14 protein-coding genes are annotated in these 16902 nt (G+C 57.9%); 4 read left to right on the top strand and 10 right to left on the bottom strand.

Annotated elements, in window-relative coordinates:
• Positions 1 to 30: 30 nt before the first annotated feature.
• The 8 genes from BMY03_RS01485 to BMY03_RS01450 all read right to left on the bottom strand — a co-directional run bounded on the left by BMY03_RS01485 (position 31) and on the right by BMY03_RS01450 (position 11380).
• Entirely contained in the window at positions 31 to 783 is a 753-nt protein-coding gene (locus BMY03_RS01485; protein ID WP_094010071.1) for a fimbrial biogenesis chaperone, read from the bottom strand.
• A gap of 72 nt (positions 784 to 855) precedes the next feature.
• Positions 856 to 1455, bottom strand: coding sequence for a fimbrial protein (locus BMY03_RS01480; protein WP_094010070.1), 600 nt, complete (start codon positions 1453 to 1455; stop codon positions 856 to 858).
• Between the two features lie 115 nt (positions 1456 to 1570).
• The gene (locus BMY03_RS01475; RefSeq protein WP_094010069.1) at positions 1571 to 2218 is read right to left on the bottom strand and encodes a response regulator; all 648 of its coding nucleotides are present in this window, start codon (positions 2216 to 2218) and stop codon (positions 1571 to 1573) included.
• Positions 2219 to 2286: 68 nt separating this feature from the next.
• Positions 2287 to 5502 (bottom strand): hybrid sensor histidine kinase/response regulator, encoded by a 3216-nt coding sequence (locus BMY03_RS01470; RefSeq protein WP_094010068.1) that lies wholly within the window; start codon positions 5500 to 5502, stop codon positions 2287 to 2289.
• Positions 5503 to 5590: 88 nt separating this feature from the next.
• Positions 5591 to 6784, bottom strand: coding sequence for a response regulator cyclic di-GMP phosphodiesterase PvrR (pvrR, locus tag BMY03_RS01465; protein ID WP_094010067.1), 1194 nt, complete (start codon positions 6782 to 6784; stop codon positions 5591 to 5593).
• Entirely contained in the window at positions 6771 to 9599 is a 2829-nt protein-coding gene (locus BMY03_RS01460) for an ATP-binding protein (protein ID WP_094010066.1), read from the bottom strand. The genes pvrR and BMY03_RS01460 overlap by 14 nt, the downstream gene beginning before the upstream one ends.
• A 57-nt stretch (positions 9600 to 9656) precedes the next feature.
• A complete protein-coding gene (locus tag BMY03_RS01455; protein WP_094010065.1) occupies positions 9657 to 10646 on the bottom strand; it encodes a fimbrial protein in 990 nt (329 codons plus the stop codon).
• A gap of 23 nt (positions 10647 to 10669) precedes the next feature.
• Positions 10670 to 11380 (bottom strand): fimbrial biogenesis chaperone, encoded by a 711-nt coding sequence (locus BMY03_RS01450; protein WP_232888272.1) that lies wholly within the window; start codon positions 11378 to 11380, stop codon positions 10670 to 10672.
• 206 nt (positions 11381 to 11586) lie between these two features.
• On the opposite strand from BMY03_RS01450, the gene BMY03_RS26025 reads away from it, so the two are divergent.
• A complete protein-coding gene (locus BMY03_RS26025) occupies positions 11587 to 11931 on the top strand; it encodes a hypothetical protein (protein WP_143067509.1) in 345 nt (114 codons plus the stop codon).
• A gap of 221 nt (positions 11932 to 12152) precedes the next feature.
• Here the strand turns inward: BMY03_RS26025 and BMY03_RS01445 are convergent, their stop codons facing one another.
• Positions 12153 to 12377 carry a hypothetical protein gene (locus BMY03_RS01445; protein ID WP_094010063.1) on the bottom strand — a complete coding sequence of 75 codons (225 nt, stop codon included), beginning with the start codon at positions 12375 to 12377 and terminating at the stop codon, positions 12153 to 12155.
• Between the two features lie 930 nt (positions 12378 to 13307).
• Between BMY03_RS01445 and BMY03_RS01440 the strand changes: the two genes are divergently transcribed.
• From BMY03_RS01440 to mqo, 3 genes are all read left to right on the top strand, one after another.
• Complete coding sequence (locus BMY03_RS01440) at positions 13308 to 13817, top strand: acyloxyacyl hydrolase (protein WP_094010062.1); 510 nt, start codon at positions 13308 to 13310, stop codon at positions 13815 to 13817.
• Positions 13818 to 14273: 456 nt separating this feature from the next.
• Positions 14274 to 14465, top strand: a complete 192-nt coding sequence (locus BMY03_RS01435; RefSeq protein ID WP_023630554.1) for a DUF4223 family protein — start codon at positions 14274 to 14276, stop codon at positions 14463 to 14465.
• Positions 14466 to 14792: 327 nt separating this feature from the next.
• On the top strand, positions 14793 to 16430 hold the full coding sequence (gene mqo, locus BMY03_RS01430) for a malate dehydrogenase (quinone) (protein WP_094010061.1): 1638 nt from the start codon (positions 14793 to 14795) through the stop codon (positions 16428 to 16430).
• A 120-nt stretch (positions 16431 to 16550) separates the two neighbouring features.
• Here mqo and BMY03_RS01425 read toward each other — a convergent pair whose 3' ends face one another.
• On the bottom strand, positions 16551 to 16886 hold the full coding sequence (locus tag BMY03_RS01425; protein WP_046856709.1) for an ArsR/SmtB family transcription factor: 336 nt from the start codon (positions 16884 to 16886) through the stop codon (positions 16551 to 16553).
• Between the last annotated feature and the right edge of the window lie 16 nt (positions 16887 to 16902).

Genomic DNA, 16902 nt, shown 5'->3' with positions numbered 1-16902 from the left:
CCGGCGGTACGAGGTAGGGCGCGATGATTTTCAGAAGGCGATAGTGGTTTCTGCGGGTTTGGCGTTAGCGGGTTGGGTAGTGTTCAGTTGCACCGAATATTTATGTTGGGCGCCATAGTCGTTAATGTTCTTGAATGTGAGTGTCATCGTAGTCTGCGCGGGCGTAAGTGCGGATGTGAAAGTTTTCTGAACGCCGGGCGCAATCATTGTCGAGTCAGCGGAGAAGAGAATTTTTTTACCTGACTTAACCTCGATATCTGCCATGGATACATGGTAGAGGCTGGGGTTTTTAACTGTCAGTTGTGCTTTATCCCCGTTCGGGGTTATCTGCCAGACCAATTGTTCCGGCGCCAAGAGGGCATTGCCGGGCAAGTTGGCGGGACGGAAAAAAATCTTGATCCGCTGGCGCACGGCTAGTTGCAGGGTGTTGGCCTGGCCACTGGCTTGTGGAATTTCCTGGACGTTCAGCCAGACCACCGATTCGCGGTCGGTAGGCAGGCCTTGGCCTTCATAAAGAATGCGAAGGAGTTGCTCTTGCTTAGGCAACACCCTGGCCAGCGGCGGGGTAATGGCGAACGGCACTTGTGCCAGCTCGCTTTCGCCGCTATCCACCCAGGATTGGACCAGGACTTCCTGGTTGCCATTGCGCACGGTGACGTTTGCTTCTTTATGCGCACCGTCGAACACGACGCGAGTGGCGCTCAGGGAAATGCTTGCAGTTGCCTGGGCGGCGATGAGCATGCCCAGCAATCCGAGGACGGAATACATAGAACGAGGCAACATGGTGGGGCACCTTGCGGTATGAAGAAATGGCGAGGCCTGTTCGGCCTCGCGCATGGAACACCTGCTAGGTGATTACTCGTATTGCAGGATGAAGGGCAGGGTGGCATCACCACGACCGGCGGTGGCAGTGCCGGCGGCGCCGGTGGTCACGTAGGCTGCGGAGAAGCTCAGAGTTGCGTCACCACCCTGTGCGCCGGTACCGTGCACGTCGCTCTGGATTTTCGCGGTGGCGGCCGAGCTCAGGTCGATCAGGTTGCCGGCGGGGTCGAGCAGGGCGATGCCGACGTTGGCGGCCGTACCGGTACCCTTGGTCAGAGCCAGGACCTTTTTACCGGTTACCAGGCCCGAACCGCCGCTGTTGGCGTCGAAGACCATGGATACCTTGGTGCCCACGTTGCAGTTGACGTTGAGGTTGAAGTCCTTGCCAGTGACGCGGCCCGATGCCGGGTTTTCGGCGGTGCCCATGTCCTTGATCGAGACGGTGCCCATATCCACCGCGATTACGCGGTCAGCATTGGCGCCATCGACCGAACAAGCGTCATTGTTGATTACGCCGGTGAAGGAGATCTTGCCGCTACCACCTTTGACCGGGCCTGCAGGTTCTGCGGCAAAGGCGCCGGCGGAGGCGGTGATCAGCGACAGGGTCAATGCGGCCAAGGAAAACTTTTTCATGTTGATGTCCATGCGATTATGAGTAAGTGCTGCATGTAAAATGCACGCTTACGATAGGTCGCATGGCGTTACGGGGACATCAGACGAATCTTAATGATAGCCTGATGCCACTTGTTCAATTAAAAATATTACTGGCTAGGCAATAGGCTAATAGTTCCTGATCGCTGGTAACGTCCAGTTTACGCATGGCGGAGACTTTTTGCGCGCTGATGGTCTTGGTGCTGCGGTTTTGACTACGGGCAATTTCACTCACACTTTGCCCGGCGACGAACAGACGCAATATTTCGAATTCTTTCGGGGACAGGCTCCCCACCCGTTGATCGATCGCGGTAGTACAGGCTATGACCGAGTTTCTCGTGGGCTCCTGTGAGCGATACGTATTATTACGCGCGATTGCGTTAAGAGCTTTTTCTATTTCAGTGTGCAACTGGCTCTTTTGGATGACACCCTCGACCCCGAGTTCATGCAGTCGTGTCAGAATCAGCGGGTTGGAAATCATGGTCAGTACCAGGATGCGTAACGCTGGGTAGTGGCGCTTGAGGTAGTCGATCAGTTTCAGGCCGTCACCGTATGGCGAGTCGGCCGGCATGTTGTAGTCGGAAATGACTACGTCCACCGCCTGGCGTTCGAGCAGTTCGATAAGCCCTTGCGAGCCAACCGCTTCACCGACCACGCAGAAACGCGGGTCACGCTCGACCAGTTCGCGCACGCCGAGCAGCACGATGGGATGATCGTCAGCGATGATGACCTTGAGTTTTTCCATTAAAAACGACCCGTTAGCCGGTGCGAATGGGAGGGGTATTCCATTTGTGTTCGGTGCCAAGGTGGATTCTATTCGAGTGAGGCGAGGATTGCTGTCAACCTGGTCAAGACCTCGTCCACGCGCTCGACCAGAGAGGCATCTATCGGGGCGCTGAGCAGTGCGTTCTCCAAGGCACAGCACTGTTCGGCAAGGGCTCGGGCTTGAACTGCGCCCAGTGCGCCTGAAATGCTGTGCAAGCGTTCGATGAGGCGCTGGCTGTTGCGCTGCTCCAGGGCTTGGAGCAGGAGATTCATGTCCTCCTGCATGGTGCTGATGAATAGCGTGCGCATTGCCGGAGATAGTTGCACGGTGTCGGCAGGCGCGGGGGCGCCAAGGGGGTTGTGCTCGTCACTGACGTTGACACTGACGTTCAACGAGTTCGGTCGGCACACTTGTGCTAGGTGGGTGCGCAGTGCATGCAGGCTCAACGGCTTGACCATCCAAGCATTCATGCCCATTTCGAGACAGCGTTGGCCTTCTTCGCGTAGCGCATTGGCGGTAACACCGATGATCGATATATGTGTGTCGAGTTGACGCAATGTCCTGGCTAGTTCGTAGCCGTTCATCAAGGGCATGTTCACGTCGGTCAACACCACATCAAACAGGCCAGGTTGCCACTGCTGCATGGCTTGCTCGCCGTTGGCAGCAACGACCGCGCTGCAGCCCAGTGCTTCAAGCTGTTCTTTCAGGATCGCTTGGTTGATCGGGTTGTCCTCTGCCACGAGCACATGCAAGTTTAGGGCGTTACGTTGTGGCTGCACTATCACATGGTTTTCTGCCGTATCGCCGCGGCGAACCTGGTCTATGACTCGGGCGATTGCGCGAACGTCGTGCATGTTCACATGCCAGCGGCCGTTCTTGAATTCGGCGGGCACGGGGCCGTCGCTACTGGCGCAGATCCGCTGGCCTTGCCAAGGTTCACTGTTCGTGCAGTCGAGCATGTCTACCACCAAGGCCTGGACGTTGTCCTGCTCCTGTGAGGGGATCGTCAGGGTCGCGGCGATGCCCAGCCGCTGGAGCCAGTCGACGCAATGCTGTGCCAACTCGGGTATTGGCGCACGGACATACACTGGGGTCGGCTCGGACACCAGCGACGGGCAGTCGCCCAGTACACCCTGTGCCAATGGCAAGCTCACCTTCAGTGAAAAGCTACTGCCCAGGCCCGGTTCGCTCACCACCTTGATTTGTCCACCCATCATGTCCGCCAGCCAGCCACAGATAGGCAGGCCTAGGCCAGCTCCACCTTCGCTGGTTGCATCCATGACTTGGTAGAACAACTCAAAGAGGCGGGCTTGTTGGGCTTCGGAGATACCGATACCGCTGTCTGTCACCTGCCATTCTAGGCTGACCTGGGCGGCATCGATCGCCAGTACGCGAGTACGTAGCACTACCCGACCAGTATCAGTGAACTTGATAGCGTTGCTCAGCAGGTTGTTGAGAATCTGCCGGATGCGTATCGGATCGCCCACTACTTGGGCAGGCAGACGGGCATCGGTGCATGCATAAAGCAGCAGGCCTTTACGCTCGGCAAAAGCGCAATAGGTGCGCAGGGTGTCCTCAAGCATGTCCAATGGGCAGAATGCCACGGGCTCCAAGGCCATCTGGCCAGACTCGATTTTGGACACATCAAGCACGTCGCTGATCAACTGAAACAAGGTTGCCGAGGAGCGCTGAATGGTATGCAGGTAACCTTGCTGACGACTATCCAGTTGTGTCAGTCCGAGCAGTTCGAGTGTACCCAGTACGCCGTATAGTGGGGTGCGGATTTCATGGCTCATGGTCGCCAGGAACAAAGTCTTAGCCTGGTTAGCAGCGTCGGCGGCGCGGCGGGCATCTTCTAGCGCCTGGGCGTCTTCGATGTGGTGTGTGACATCGTTGAAGGCCAGCAGCTTGACGTCCTCACCATGATAACGAGTAGAGACAAAGCCGACTTTGAAATGGCGACCTTCGATTTGCACGTGATCTTCTCCGCTGGATATGGTGCCCAGCTGAGGTGCAAGCGTTTTGATCAGATCACTGGTGCTGTTCCATTTTTGGGCGCGCTGGTTTTCCAGCAGCAAGGTATGGTCGGCGTTACGCACTACGCAAAGTCCAGTCGGGGCAGTGTCTATGACCACGCGGCTGAAGGCTTCGCTCTCAGTAATGGTTGCGTGTGCGGCGCGCGCAGGAATGATGACCCGCCACTGGTACCAGCGGATGGCCAGCCGGCCCAGTCCGAATATGACGAGGAAGATTACGGCCAGGCTGACTAGCGACCAGAAGGCATAGCGGAAGAAATGCTGGTAGGTCACGGTGTAAACCGCGCTCCACCCGCCGCCTGCGTGTTCATACAGGCGGAACACCAGGCCATTGGCCTTGAAATTCAAGCCTTCGTGTAGGTCAGCTAGTGACAAGGCGTCGCCAATGAGCGTCCTGCCGGACGGAGTGATCAAGGTAAAACGGTCATACACGGTCCAGGCCATGATGCGTTCGAAGTCGTTGATCTGGGCTAGGTCGACCAGCGATGCGATTAGGAACCTGCCAGCGCCTGCGCGCGTCGGGCTCAAGGGAACACTTGTATACGCCAGTAACCGCGCTGGGGACGCATGGTCGGGATGGGGGACGTAGCTGCGCCAGATTACTGCGTCATTCTGCGACCACGCGCTCTCTTCGGGCATTCGCATGGCCACTTGCTCGACCACCTCCAAGAATGGCTCGTTGCCACTTATTGTTTGACCCCGACCACGGCCGGCTGCAGGCACTGCAATATCGTAGTGCATGCTCGGCGAAAACAGGAACACCTGGGGTGAGCGGTAATGGGCAGCAGACCAGAAGCTACTGTAGAAGGCCGCTAGGTTTGCGCCCTGGCTAAAGATGCGCGGCATTTCGCTGCTATTGACCCGCTCTGAGTCGAGCTTGACGCTGAACGGCAGGGTAAACGGGAACGCCTGCCCCTGGAAAATCCCCTGTCCTTCTTCGGGCAACGGCGTCAACGTTGCATCCAATGGGCGGTGGCGTTCAAGCAACTGACCTTCGACGCTTTGCCGTACCAGGGTCCTCAGGAAGTACTCCTGCTCGCGGAGGTTCTCCATCAACCTTGCGAAGTGAATGTTCACCGTGTCGTTGTGTTCGTCGACCAGGCGCTGGAGTGACCAGATGCCGAAAGCAATCAATAGTAAAGCCAGCCCCAGCAGCGCGGTCATGCCTTTGTTCAGGCGTAATGAGCTGCGGGCTAGGTTGTCCAACAACGCGTTGTACTTTTTCATGGAGAACGGGATCCACAAGACCTGGAGGGCGTCGATATCAAATGGATACTACCTCCGATGCTCGGCCTCCACAGCGGGTCGCTATAGGTTAAAAAGTCAAGGGAGGGCCGTCGCTGCGCAGGAGGCGCTGGAACTGTTCCGCCGATACGGCATGGGAGATTAGGAAGCCTTGTACCTGATTGCAGTCGACCTTGCGCAGCAACTCAAGCTCTTGGGGGGTCTCGACGCCTTCGGCGACCACCGTGAGGCCGAGCTTGCGGCCGAGGGCGACAATGCTGGCTAGCGCCGAGGACAAACTTTCGCTTTCATCGCAGCGTTGCACCAGCGCCCGGTCAATCTTGAGTTCAGTGAAAGGTGTCGACACGAGACTCATGTATGAGCTATAGCCCTTGCCAAAGTCATCCTGAGAGAGACCGAATCCTTTCATTCGCAGGCGGCATGCGCCTGCGTAGAAGTTGCTAAGGTCCTCTGGAACTGAACACTCCATCAGTTCGAAGCACAGCTTACCGGGCATCCCCTGGTGATGCAGGACGAATTCCAGAAGTCGGTCGGCGAGGTCGTGGCTGTTCAGTAGATGGGTCGGTAGATTGATTGAAACTGGGATATCGTAACCTTGCTCGCGCCAACGCGTCTGCGCATCCATGGCCTGTTTGAGCATTACCCACAACAGGCGCTCCTCCAGGCCGAAGGCGTTGAGGGTGGGGAGAAAGGCGCTGGGCAAAAGCACACCTTGCTCCGGGTGCATCCAGCGTACCAGCGCCTCGGCCGCCACAATACGGCCATTGTGTAAGGATTTCTTGGGCTGGAACCACGCCTGAAACGCGTGCTTGTTCAGGGCATCAACTAATGTCTGCCGGTTGAACTCAAGGGTGGCGGGCTTAGCTTGCACGGTAGCTTGCTGTCGCAGCAGTAGTTGATCGATGAGGCTGCGCAAAGCAGCGGGCTCGACTGGTTTGGAGATCAACCCGAGAACGTCTACTCCGAGGTTTTTGGCCACGAGGCTCGCGGCCATGAGCATGCGCCGCGAAGCAGCACTCATGATCGCTAGGCCTGGTTTGTGCGGCAGGCCGGTTAGGTGCTGGATGAACTGCACGCCATCCATGCCCGGCATCAATAGGTCGGTCAACACCAAGTCGAAATTCTGTTGGCGCAGGCGCTCCAGCGCTTCCTGGCCATCACGTGCCGCCTCCAGCTTGAAAGCGCCCAGTTCGTTGAACAGGTGCTGCAGGTACATATGCTGGAACGGGTGGTCTTCGACGATCAGGATGTTAAAGGGCTTCAAAACGGCTACCTCTATACGCGGCCAGGCAGTTAAACAGAGCTTGTAGGTTGAAAGGTTTGATCAAGCAGTGGTCCATGCCGGCAGCCAGACACAGCTCTTCCTCACCGCGCAGTGCGTTGGCGGTGGCACCGATGATGGGCAGACTGCAACCTTGCTTGCGCAGGGATCGGGCAAGGTCATAGCCGTTCATGATCGGCATGTTGACGTCGGTCAGAACCAAGTCGAATGGCTCGCGCTGCCAGCTCTGCAGTGCCTCATCGCCATTGCAGGTCAAGGTCACACTGCAGCCCAGCTCTTGGAGCTGATCGCGTAAGATCAATTGGTTGATGACATTATCTTCGGCAACCAGCACATGTAGCCCGAGTGGTTCCGGCGCGTCCGTGCTCGTCGAGAGGGCGCTGCGGGGGCGATGCAGGCCCTGGGCCTGACTGATAGCGTGATGAAGCGCGCCCAGATCGTTTATGTTCACCTGCCATTGGCCGGCATCATTACGGGCCTCCCAGCCGCCAAATGCACTTGCCACGATACGCGGACCGTCCCAGTCTGCCACCAGCCACTGCTCGAAACTGCCGGGATGCAGCTCCAGCAGCAGTCCGGCAGGGGCATGGCTGCCGGTAGACGCCACGCCGATTTGGGCGCGTGCGCCCCAGCGGCACAACCAACCTGCGAAGGTTTCGGCTAATTCATGGATTGGCGAGACCACCTGTATGCGTTCCGCCAGCAGGTTGAAGGGGGCAAGGGTCGAGGCGGCACCCGCGGATACCACCTCCAGCGGCAAGGTCAGGCTGAAACTACTGCCCAGGCCCAATTCGCTGACAAGGCGCAACTGGCCATTCATCAATTGCGTCAGGCGCTGGCAGATGGCGAGTCCCAGACCTGTACCGGGAACTAGCTGTGTGTGACCGCCACTTTGGTAGAAGGGGTCGAAAATTGATGCGTGATCCTGCTCGGCAATACCTTTGCCAGTGTCTGCGACCTGCCACAGTATGGACGAACGCTCGCCCTCGCGATGAAGCAGCCTCGCCCGCAGCACCACCCGTCCACAATCGGTAAATTTCACAGCATTGCTTAGAAGATTGTTCAGTATCTGGCGGATCCGGTTGACGTCGCCTAGCAAACGTTCGGGTAGGTGCGGATCCAGGCAGCCATACAACTGTAAGCCTTTGTTCCTTGCCGCCGCGCTGTAACTCTGGATCACTTCCATGGCCAGCTCCGGCACGCAGAACTCGCTGTGCTCCAGAGCCAATTGGCCGGCCTCGATCTTCGATACGTCGAGTACATCGCAGATCAGTTGCAGCAGTGTCGCCGACGAGCCTTCGATTGCTTGTAGGTAGTCGCGCTGTTGCCCATCGAGCGCGGTGCGTGACAGCAGTTCCAAAGTGCCGAGCACACCGTACAGGGGCGTGCGGATCTCGTGACTCATGGTGGCAAGGAATTGGGTCTTGGCTTCATTGGCACTGTCGGCCGAGCGTCGGGCATCTTCCAGAGCGGCTTCGATCCGCTTGCGTGCACTGATATCGCTGAAGACGCAGAGAACGACGTCCTCGCCTTTGTAGCGGGTTGGCGCACAGCTGAGGTAGAGATGCCGGCCATCACTGGTTTCGAAGTAATCGCTACCCGCAACATTTGGCACGGCGAACGCCTGATCAATCCACGCTGCGCTGCGTGATTCGCGGGCTTCGCCTAGCCACTGCTGGGCCAAGTGATTTTCCAGCACCACCTGGCCGTCGCTGCGACGCAGCACGCACAGGGCGACCGGCGCGGTCTCAATGACGTCACGGTTGAACAGTTCGCTCTCAACCAATGCCCGTATGCGTTGCACCGTCGGGGTGATGAACCGTTGTTCGAAGCGGCGGATCAGCAACAGCATCAGGCTGATGCTGAGCAGGCAGAATAGCAGGGCGCCCAGCAGCTGTACCCAGAGCTCCGAGAGAATGGAAAGCAGGTCGATCCCATATACCAGCTGCCAATCTGACGACATCAACGGTTTGTTGATGACCAGGTACTCCGGTAACAACCCCTGGCCGATGAAACCGAAAAAGTCACTGCCCTGGTGGGCTCTCAACATCTGGCTCAGCGCCTGGTCGGAGCTGTTGCTGAAGACCAGCATGCCATCGGCGTTGTACATCATGAACTTGCCCGAACTCGCGTCATCCAGGGTCGGGGATACTTCACGGCTATCAATCTCCAGGCCCAGCCAACCGGATTCTGGGTCGCGCTGGTCCAGGCGCTGGAAAATGTAGAGGTGCGTATGCTGCTCATCTTTGTCGGCCAGCCATAGCTCATTGACCGTGGCTGGCAGACGCCTTTGCTCGGTTTGCAAGCGCTCCAGCAGCGCCGTGGACGGGGTATGCGCGTGCGCAATGGTGCTGTACAGCCAGCGCGCCTGGGCCTGAGGGCCAGCGCCGACGTACAGCAGGTTGACCTGCTTGGCGCGAAGGTAGTCGCACATACGTTGACTCAGCCACAGGCTCCATTGTTGGCCCGGCTTGTTGCCCAGTAGCAGGTGCACCTCCTCGCTGGGTGTCTGCGTCATGTGCGTTACGCCTGGTGCCGTTCGGGTAATCGCCGAGAGGCTCAGGCTTTCTAGCAGCGCTTCACGGTTGGTGAAGAAGGTGTGCGCCTCGGCAATCGCACTGCTCATGTAGCCGCGGCGCTGGGATATTTCGGTATTGAAGCTGAGCAGCAGAAAGCTATAGGCACCACCGAGAATGCCCGCCGACAGTACAAGCGCCAACAAGCGAAGCAGGTGGCGAGCGGCTTCCGGGTTGGAGAACAGTGGGTTGATCTGCTGCAGGTAGGTTTTCAGTCGCATGAAGCGACTTTAGATACGGAGGTGGCAGTACGACATCAGACGATCCTTAAACCGTGGCTACTTGAAAAACAGATCGACAAGGGCCGAGGCTTCGAACGCTCCAGGGGTTGCCGGGGCACGCCAGACAAGGTCGGCGCGGAATTCGTTCCGGATCAACCCTGGCGTCGTCAGGTCGCTGAGCTTGAACCAGTCTCCGAATGGGACTGGCTGATTGCTGTCCTGGCGCGTCAGCGCGATACCTACGGAGGTGTTCTGGGTCGGTACTAGTAACTTGTCGATGACACTTGCCGTACCGGCGACGGGTGTGAAGCGGGCGTTGACCGCGTAGGGGGTGTCGCAGTTTCTGATCAGGTCGAGGCTGAAGTTGGCCGAACTGGCAACTTGGCCTACTTGCGCCGAACTGGTCAGGGCGCGGCGGAAGTTGACCACGGACGGTGTGATGGTCAGCTCCGGCGAGCAGGGAACGAAGCGGATGTTGTTCATGCCGGTGATGACATAGTTCAGGTTGCTGTTAGGCTTGGGGTTCAAGCCGCCCCTGCCGTCCAGCTGAAACACCCGGTACTCGGTGGCGGTACTGGCCTGTCCGTTGGCTGGCGTTTTGCCGAATTTTTCGATGAAGACACTGAAATTCAGGGTGAATCTCGCTTTGTCCCACCCCGTGCAGTTGGCCCAGTTGCACCCGTAAAACGAGCTGTAGCCTGTGCTGATAGTCCCCGAGGCTTGGGTGATCACTTGTGATTTGTAGCGAATACCCACTCGTATTCCCTGGCCGACACTCACCTTCGCAGGGTTGATGTAGAAATAGACGATTTCATCTAACCCCATCTCGTAATCATCCGCACAGATCACAGGCAACGCGCGCTCCTCCGACTCCCAGATGATGGTGCCGTCCGGCGCGTCGGCTGGAACAGCCAGCGCGGTGCCCAGTGCTTCTTTAAAAACGGCTGTTTTGGACGGGTCGAGCTTGCATGACAGCGCGTAGCTGGTGGTGGGACATGCAGCGGCAATGAGCAGTAGACCCAACAGGTGTTTCCTGATCGGTGGCATGGGAGAATCCTGTGGCTGTGTCATTACGGCAGCGGCGCGCTGTGGTTTTGCAGCAGACCGCTGTCGGCGATTTCGGTGAATGCGACACGGCTGCCGTCAGGCACGGGTGAGCGCGCGTCGAGGGTGATTGATGCACCCGGTTGGAGCAGCACGTAATCTGTTAAGGGCTGATGGAGGCCAGGGCCTTCGAGTGCAAGGTCCACCAGCGAGAGGTGAAAGGCACTTCGGTTACTAATTTCGATACGCTGTGAATGCCGATGCCATTGCAGATTTCGCACTGCATCGCTGGTCGAGCCCTGCAGCTCTGTAGGGCGATAGAAGAGCTTGAGTCGTTGTCGAATTGCGAATTGCATGCTGTCAGCGTGCTCGGACTTGCGCGGGATTTCGAGGATGTTCAGCCAAAACATCGACTCTCGATCGGTGGGTAGGCCCTGACCTGCATAGAGCACGCGCAACATTTGGTGGCCTTGCGGGGGTAACAAGGTCAGAGGCTGGACAATAGCGAATGGGATATCGTCACCGCCTTGCGGGTCGCTGACCCAGCTCTGCATGACGGTCTCCTCGCCACTGCGATTGACAACGTTGATGCTGGCTTCCCTGTCCTGTCCAAGGTAGATCAAGCGGGTGCCTTCGACCTTGAGCTGCGCCCAGGCACTACTCGCCAGGCATAGGGAGGCGAGTAGCGCCTGGACGGCCTTGAGCGAAAACAAGGGGAAGCGCTGCGGTGTAGGCAAGTAACGGCTCCGGTGAGGCTGACTGGGGTAGTCAGGAGCCATGCTAGAAGCTGATAGTCCTGTCGGCTTTGAGACGTTTCTTAAAAGGTCTCGATGTGCATCCACTTTTCGTTATCCGCTTTGTGAGCGGGCTCACACCTTGGTCGGTGCTTGTCACCACTTATCGGATAGGCTGAGGGCAAGTGGGTTCACTGGGGAGTGAAGCAATGAACATCAAGATCTTTGCGGTATGCGCAATGAGCTGCTTGGGGGCGGTAGCGCAGGTGCACGCAAAAAGCGATATAAGTTCGGGAGTGCTGCAGTTCACTGGCAGCATCGTTGAGCCTTCCTGTCGTGGGACTGCGGGGGATTGGGGGGTTCGGCTGGATGAGTGTCCATCAGGGACTCTTGGCAGCCACATTGATGTCCAGGGCGTGGAAAGCGAAGGGGGGGCTGTACAGGTGATCAGCGCTGGCGCACTTGACCGTACCACTCTGCGTTACACGCTGGTTGATGCCGGCGGTAAACAGGTCTCACAAGGTAATTATGTGGTCATTCTGACGTCGCCTTGACACCCTGCGGTTTTGCCCGGGAGATTGCAGGCAGCGTGTGGTTCGAGCGCTGCGGACTGGTCTTACCAAGCCATTATGCGAATTGCTAACAACTGGGTTTGAGATGAGGGGGCGCTCCCGGCAATGTACCTCGCTTCCAAGCAGTTACCTTTCTTCGTACCTGGCGGGCGTTCCTGTTGATCTGAAAGCGTCAGGAAGTTTTGACACAGCGTTCGTCGACCTCAGCAGGCCGACAAAGCTGCGTAACGCTGCGTGATGTCCTTGGATATCTTTCTCAACGCCCCTGCCTCACTGTGGAGCAGACTGATGATGCCGACAACACTGGTGGCCTCGGCTGTGCTGAGCTTACGTAAAATCATCAGCAGATCGCTGGCACAGCTTTCGCTCACCGATGCTGATTCGATCAGACGCAACTGCAGGGACTGGATGCTATGTATGGAGTTCATGGATCTACCTTTCGGTGCGACGTGGCAGGGAAGGCCAGTCTGTCTGGCTTGAGACCGTTTTATCTTTTGGCAGGCCTCCGTCCAATAAGACAGGTCTGAATTTTGATGGTTTAAGCAGCCCACGTATCAGGAATGTCTCGATCTTGGGGGAATTTTGGGGGAATGGATCCCCCAAATCATGTGGAGTGCTGTTGTGTGACTATTCGTTTAAGGCATTGATTTTATTGGATTTTTCGTAAATCACTAGAATTTATTTAGGGCCGAAAACGGATTCGAAATCCGTTGTGCTGGCAACAGTACCTAGGGTTCAAATCCCTATCTCTCCGCCATATTGAAGGCCCCGAGCGCTGTATAGCCCTCGGGGCTTTTTTCGTCCGGGTGCATTTTGGGGGAGGGTGATATTCCTCCAAGCATTCGAAGTCATCCCGCCGAGGCGTACCACGAAAAGCGCGGCGAGGCCTGGCGCGTCCAGATCCATCGCAGGCAAAACCCAACCGCTTGCCCCCCCGGATCCAAGGCTGAGCCCGGCGATGGGCTGCCGAAGGCGACATGTTGCCTGCGCGCTTCGTCTACATGCGCGATGACGAGAGCACAGCGCTCGTCGGGGCCCTGGACTGCTACATGCCAGAGATGACCTGGACCGACCCTTGTCGAACGACTCGAATGCCGAAGGGTAGCAAGGAGTGCGATAGTCGACCTACGTCAGCTTCGCGCCCTGGAGGCTTGTCATCAGCCGCTGGCGCCGTGGCATCTCGGCATGTTTGGTGGGCGCTGGACACTCAGCAAATCAAGTGACGAGTCGGTCAGGAGCACCCGCGTCTACAAGCATTCCGGCAGACGCGACAAAAAAAATTTAAAAGTATTGAACGTTTTGATGTCACTTTGCTTCTGATCGCTAGCTAAGTAAACAAACCATGGAAGACCGTGATCATGAAAACATTCATCGCTGTGGCGATGCTGTCCCTTTTTGCCGCGACAACTGGCGCTGCGGAGTTATCTGGTGCCATTGGCGCGACGAGCCAAGGCGGCATCACCGCTCGTGCAGGCCTGGGTTTTAACTGGGATAAAAGCTGGTTCGAGTCGAGCACAGGGCGCCTGACTGGCTACTGGGACGCGGGTTACACCTACTGGGAAGCTGGTGATGCTTCCGGCGGAGCACACTCGCTTTCGTTCGCTCCGGTCTTTGTCTATGAATTCGGTAACGGCCATATTAAACCGTTCGTGGAAGCGGGCATTGGTGTCGCGGTATTCTCCGGAACGGCGGCAGGCGATCAAGAGTTCGGCTCGGCGTTCAACTTCGAAGACCGTCTCGGGGCCGGCCTGAAAATTGGTGAAACCCAAAAGGTAGGCCTTCGCGCCATTCATTATTCCAACGCAGGGATCAAGCAGCCCAACGACGGTATTGAATCCTACTCGCTGTTCTACAGCCACCAGATTTAACCGACCCCCCTTCTTTGCCCGCCTTGCGCGGGCTTTTTTTTTAAACCGGCGGTGAAGAGACGATTTCGACATTTGCCAGTCCATGGAAACTGCTTGTCCTCGCTGTAAAAAACAGCTTCATTCACTAGCGCCGCAAACCCTATTTCGGTGAGATCGCTTGCCGGCTTGTCCAATCGCTACGCAAAATACCGTATTCAAGCTCGGCGCTTTCCATTGCCTCTTCTAGTTCAAGCATCAAGTGGTCGCCTTCGATCAGGCCGCTCGGCGCAGACGATGCAAACTACCGATCCTGTAACGATTAAGCAGTGGCTGAACTGGCTTAGTTTTAGTCTGGACACTTGTGAGTGTATGTAACCCCAGGGCCAGCGTTGCACTAATGGCTTTCACTGCGCGGCCCTTTTCCGTATGATCCGCGCGCCATCCGTTTGATGGTGGATCATGGACTAAAGGATTTTTATGAAAAAGCTGATCAAAGCTACTGTCGCTGTTGCTGTCGTTTCGGGCGTTGCCCTGCTGTCCGGCTGCACCGGCCAGGTCTACAACCAGCCTAAGAACTGCTCGTACGACTACCTGTTCCACCCATCGGTTTCCATCTCCAAGATCATCGGCGGCTGCGGTCCGATCGATAAACTGCCTCAGCAGCAGTAATCTTGGGATTACCCTGATCCGGCCGTTCACGGCCTGATCCAAGACCCCCGACCATGGATGTGGCCGGGGGTTTTTGTTTTCCGGGGCGTGGTGGCTTGTCGCGTGGCAACCTGTCGTCTTGACGCCCCGGCCCGCGTTTGTTTGTGCTGGCAATTCGGTTACAATCCGTAAATCGTTTCAGCCTTGTCGGTCAATCCGACCAAAGGCTGGCGCGTCCAATGTCTCTCTGGCTGCTGAACAATGATCACAACAAGCCTGCGCTGAAGAACATGGAATACCTGGGCCAGCCACAGGCCCACCCTCCGTTCTACTGACTGGAATCGATCAATGTTCAAGAAAGCTGGCAAGACCTTGCTGGGTCTGGCTGTCGCGGCGAGCTTCATGCAAGCGCACGCTGCCGACACCAAGAAAGTCGACGTGCTGCTGGTTGGCGGCGGCATCATGAGCTCCACCCTGGCTGTCTGGCTCAACGAGCTGGAGCCAAGCTGGTCGATGGAGATGGTCGAGCGCCTGGACGGCGTCGCCGAAGAAAGCTCCAACGGCTGGAACAACGCCGGTACCGGCCACTCCGCGCTGGCCGAGCTGAACTACACCCCGGAAGACAAAGACGGCAAGGTCAACATCACCAAGGCCATCGAGATCAACGAGTCGTTCCAGATCTCCCGCCAGTTCTGGGCCTGGCAGGTACGCCAGGGCGTGCTGAAGAACCCGCACTCGTTCATCAACACCACTCCGCACATGAGCTTCGTCTGGGGCGATGACAACATCAAGTTCCTGAAGAAGCGCTACGACGCCCTGCAGGCCAGCCCGCTGTTCCGTCCGATGCAGTATTCCGAGGACCACGCGCAGATCGCCAAGTGGGTCCCGCTGATGATGGAAGGCCGTGACCCGAACCAGAAGCTGGCGGTTACCTGGACCCCGATCGGCACTGACGTCAACTTCGGCGAGATCACCCGCCAGTTCGTTGGCAGCCTGCAGACCAAAAAGAACTTCGACCTGAAGCTGTCCACCGAAGTGCAGGACATCACCCGCAACGAAGACGGCTCCTGGCACGTCGAGTACAAGAACCTGAAGGACGGTACCGAATCGGCCACCGACGCCAAGTTCCTGTTCATCGGTGCCGGCGGCGGCGCGCTGAAGCTGCTGCAGAAGTCGGGCATCCCCGAGGCCAAGGAATACGCAGGCTTCCCGGTTGGTGGCTCGTTCCTGGTGACCGAGAACCCGACCGTTGCCATGCAGCACATGGCCAAGGCCTACGGCATCGCCTCGACCGGCGCGCCACCCATGTCGGTACCGCACCTGGACACCCGCGTGCTGGACGGCAAGCGCGTGATCCTGTTCGGGCCATTCGCCACCTTCTCGACCAAGTTCCTGAAGAACGGCTCGTACCTGGACCTGCTGAGCAGCGCCACCACCCACAACGTCTGGCCGATGGCCCGCGTCGGCATCGACCAGTACCCGCTGGTCGAGTACCTCGCCGGCCAGCTGATGCAGTCCGACGACGACCGTTTCGCCGCCCTGCAGACCTACTTCCCGAACGCCAAGAAGGAAGACTGGAAGCTGTGGCAGGCCGGTCAGCGCGTGCAGATCATCAAGCGTGACGAAGAGAAGGGTGGCGTGCTGAAGCTGGGCACCGAGGTCGTGGCTTCCCAGGACCGCACCATCGCCGGCCTGCTGGGCGCCTCGCCAGGTGCCTCGACTGCCGCGCCGATCATGCTCAACGTGCTCGAAACCGTGTTCAAGGAGAAGGTCGCCACCCCTGAATGGCAGGCCAAGATCAAGGAAATCGTGCCGAGCTACGGTACCAAGCTGAACGACTCGGCCGCTGCCACCCAGAAAGAGTGGGATTACACCGCTGAAGTCCTGCAACTTGAGAAGCCGCCGGTGCTCGATCAGAGCGTCAAGACCACCGCTGCCCCAGGCGCGCCGGTCGAGAGCAAGCCTGCGAACGACATGGCGCTGTAAGGCCCATGTTGGCCGGGCTTGCCCGGCAACACCAACCACGAGGATCGCCCCTGGCGGCCTCGTGGTTTTTTTGTGTCTGGATAATCGAGAGAAACAGCCCCGCCGGCGGCAGGCAGGGGTTCAACGTTGTTCGAGAATGCTGCCCAGCAACCCTGGAAAACGGCTTTCGAGCTCATCGCTGCGCAACGAGTTCATGTGCGTGGTACCGACATTGCGGGTGTACACCAGCCCCGAGTCACGCAATACACGGAAGTGATGGGACATGCTCGACTTGGGCCGGCCGCCGTCCAGCTCGCCGCAGCTGGCTTCGGCGACACCCGCCAGGCGGCGCACGATATCCATGCGCACAGGGTCGCTCAGCGCGTAGAGCAAGCGCTCCAGCGTCAGGTCTTCGGGATTGGGGTGGGTATAGGCTCGCATGGTCGACATGATAACGGGGGTTTCACAAATTGCCATAGTTCGAATATGATCG

This window comes from Pseudomonas soli (assembly GCF_900110655.1).
GTDB classification, from domain to species: Bacteria; Pseudomonadota; Gammaproteobacteria; order Pseudomonadales; family Pseudomonadaceae; genus Aquipseudomonas; species Aquipseudomonas soli.
This window is presented reverse-complemented; position numbering and strand designations above follow the sequence as displayed.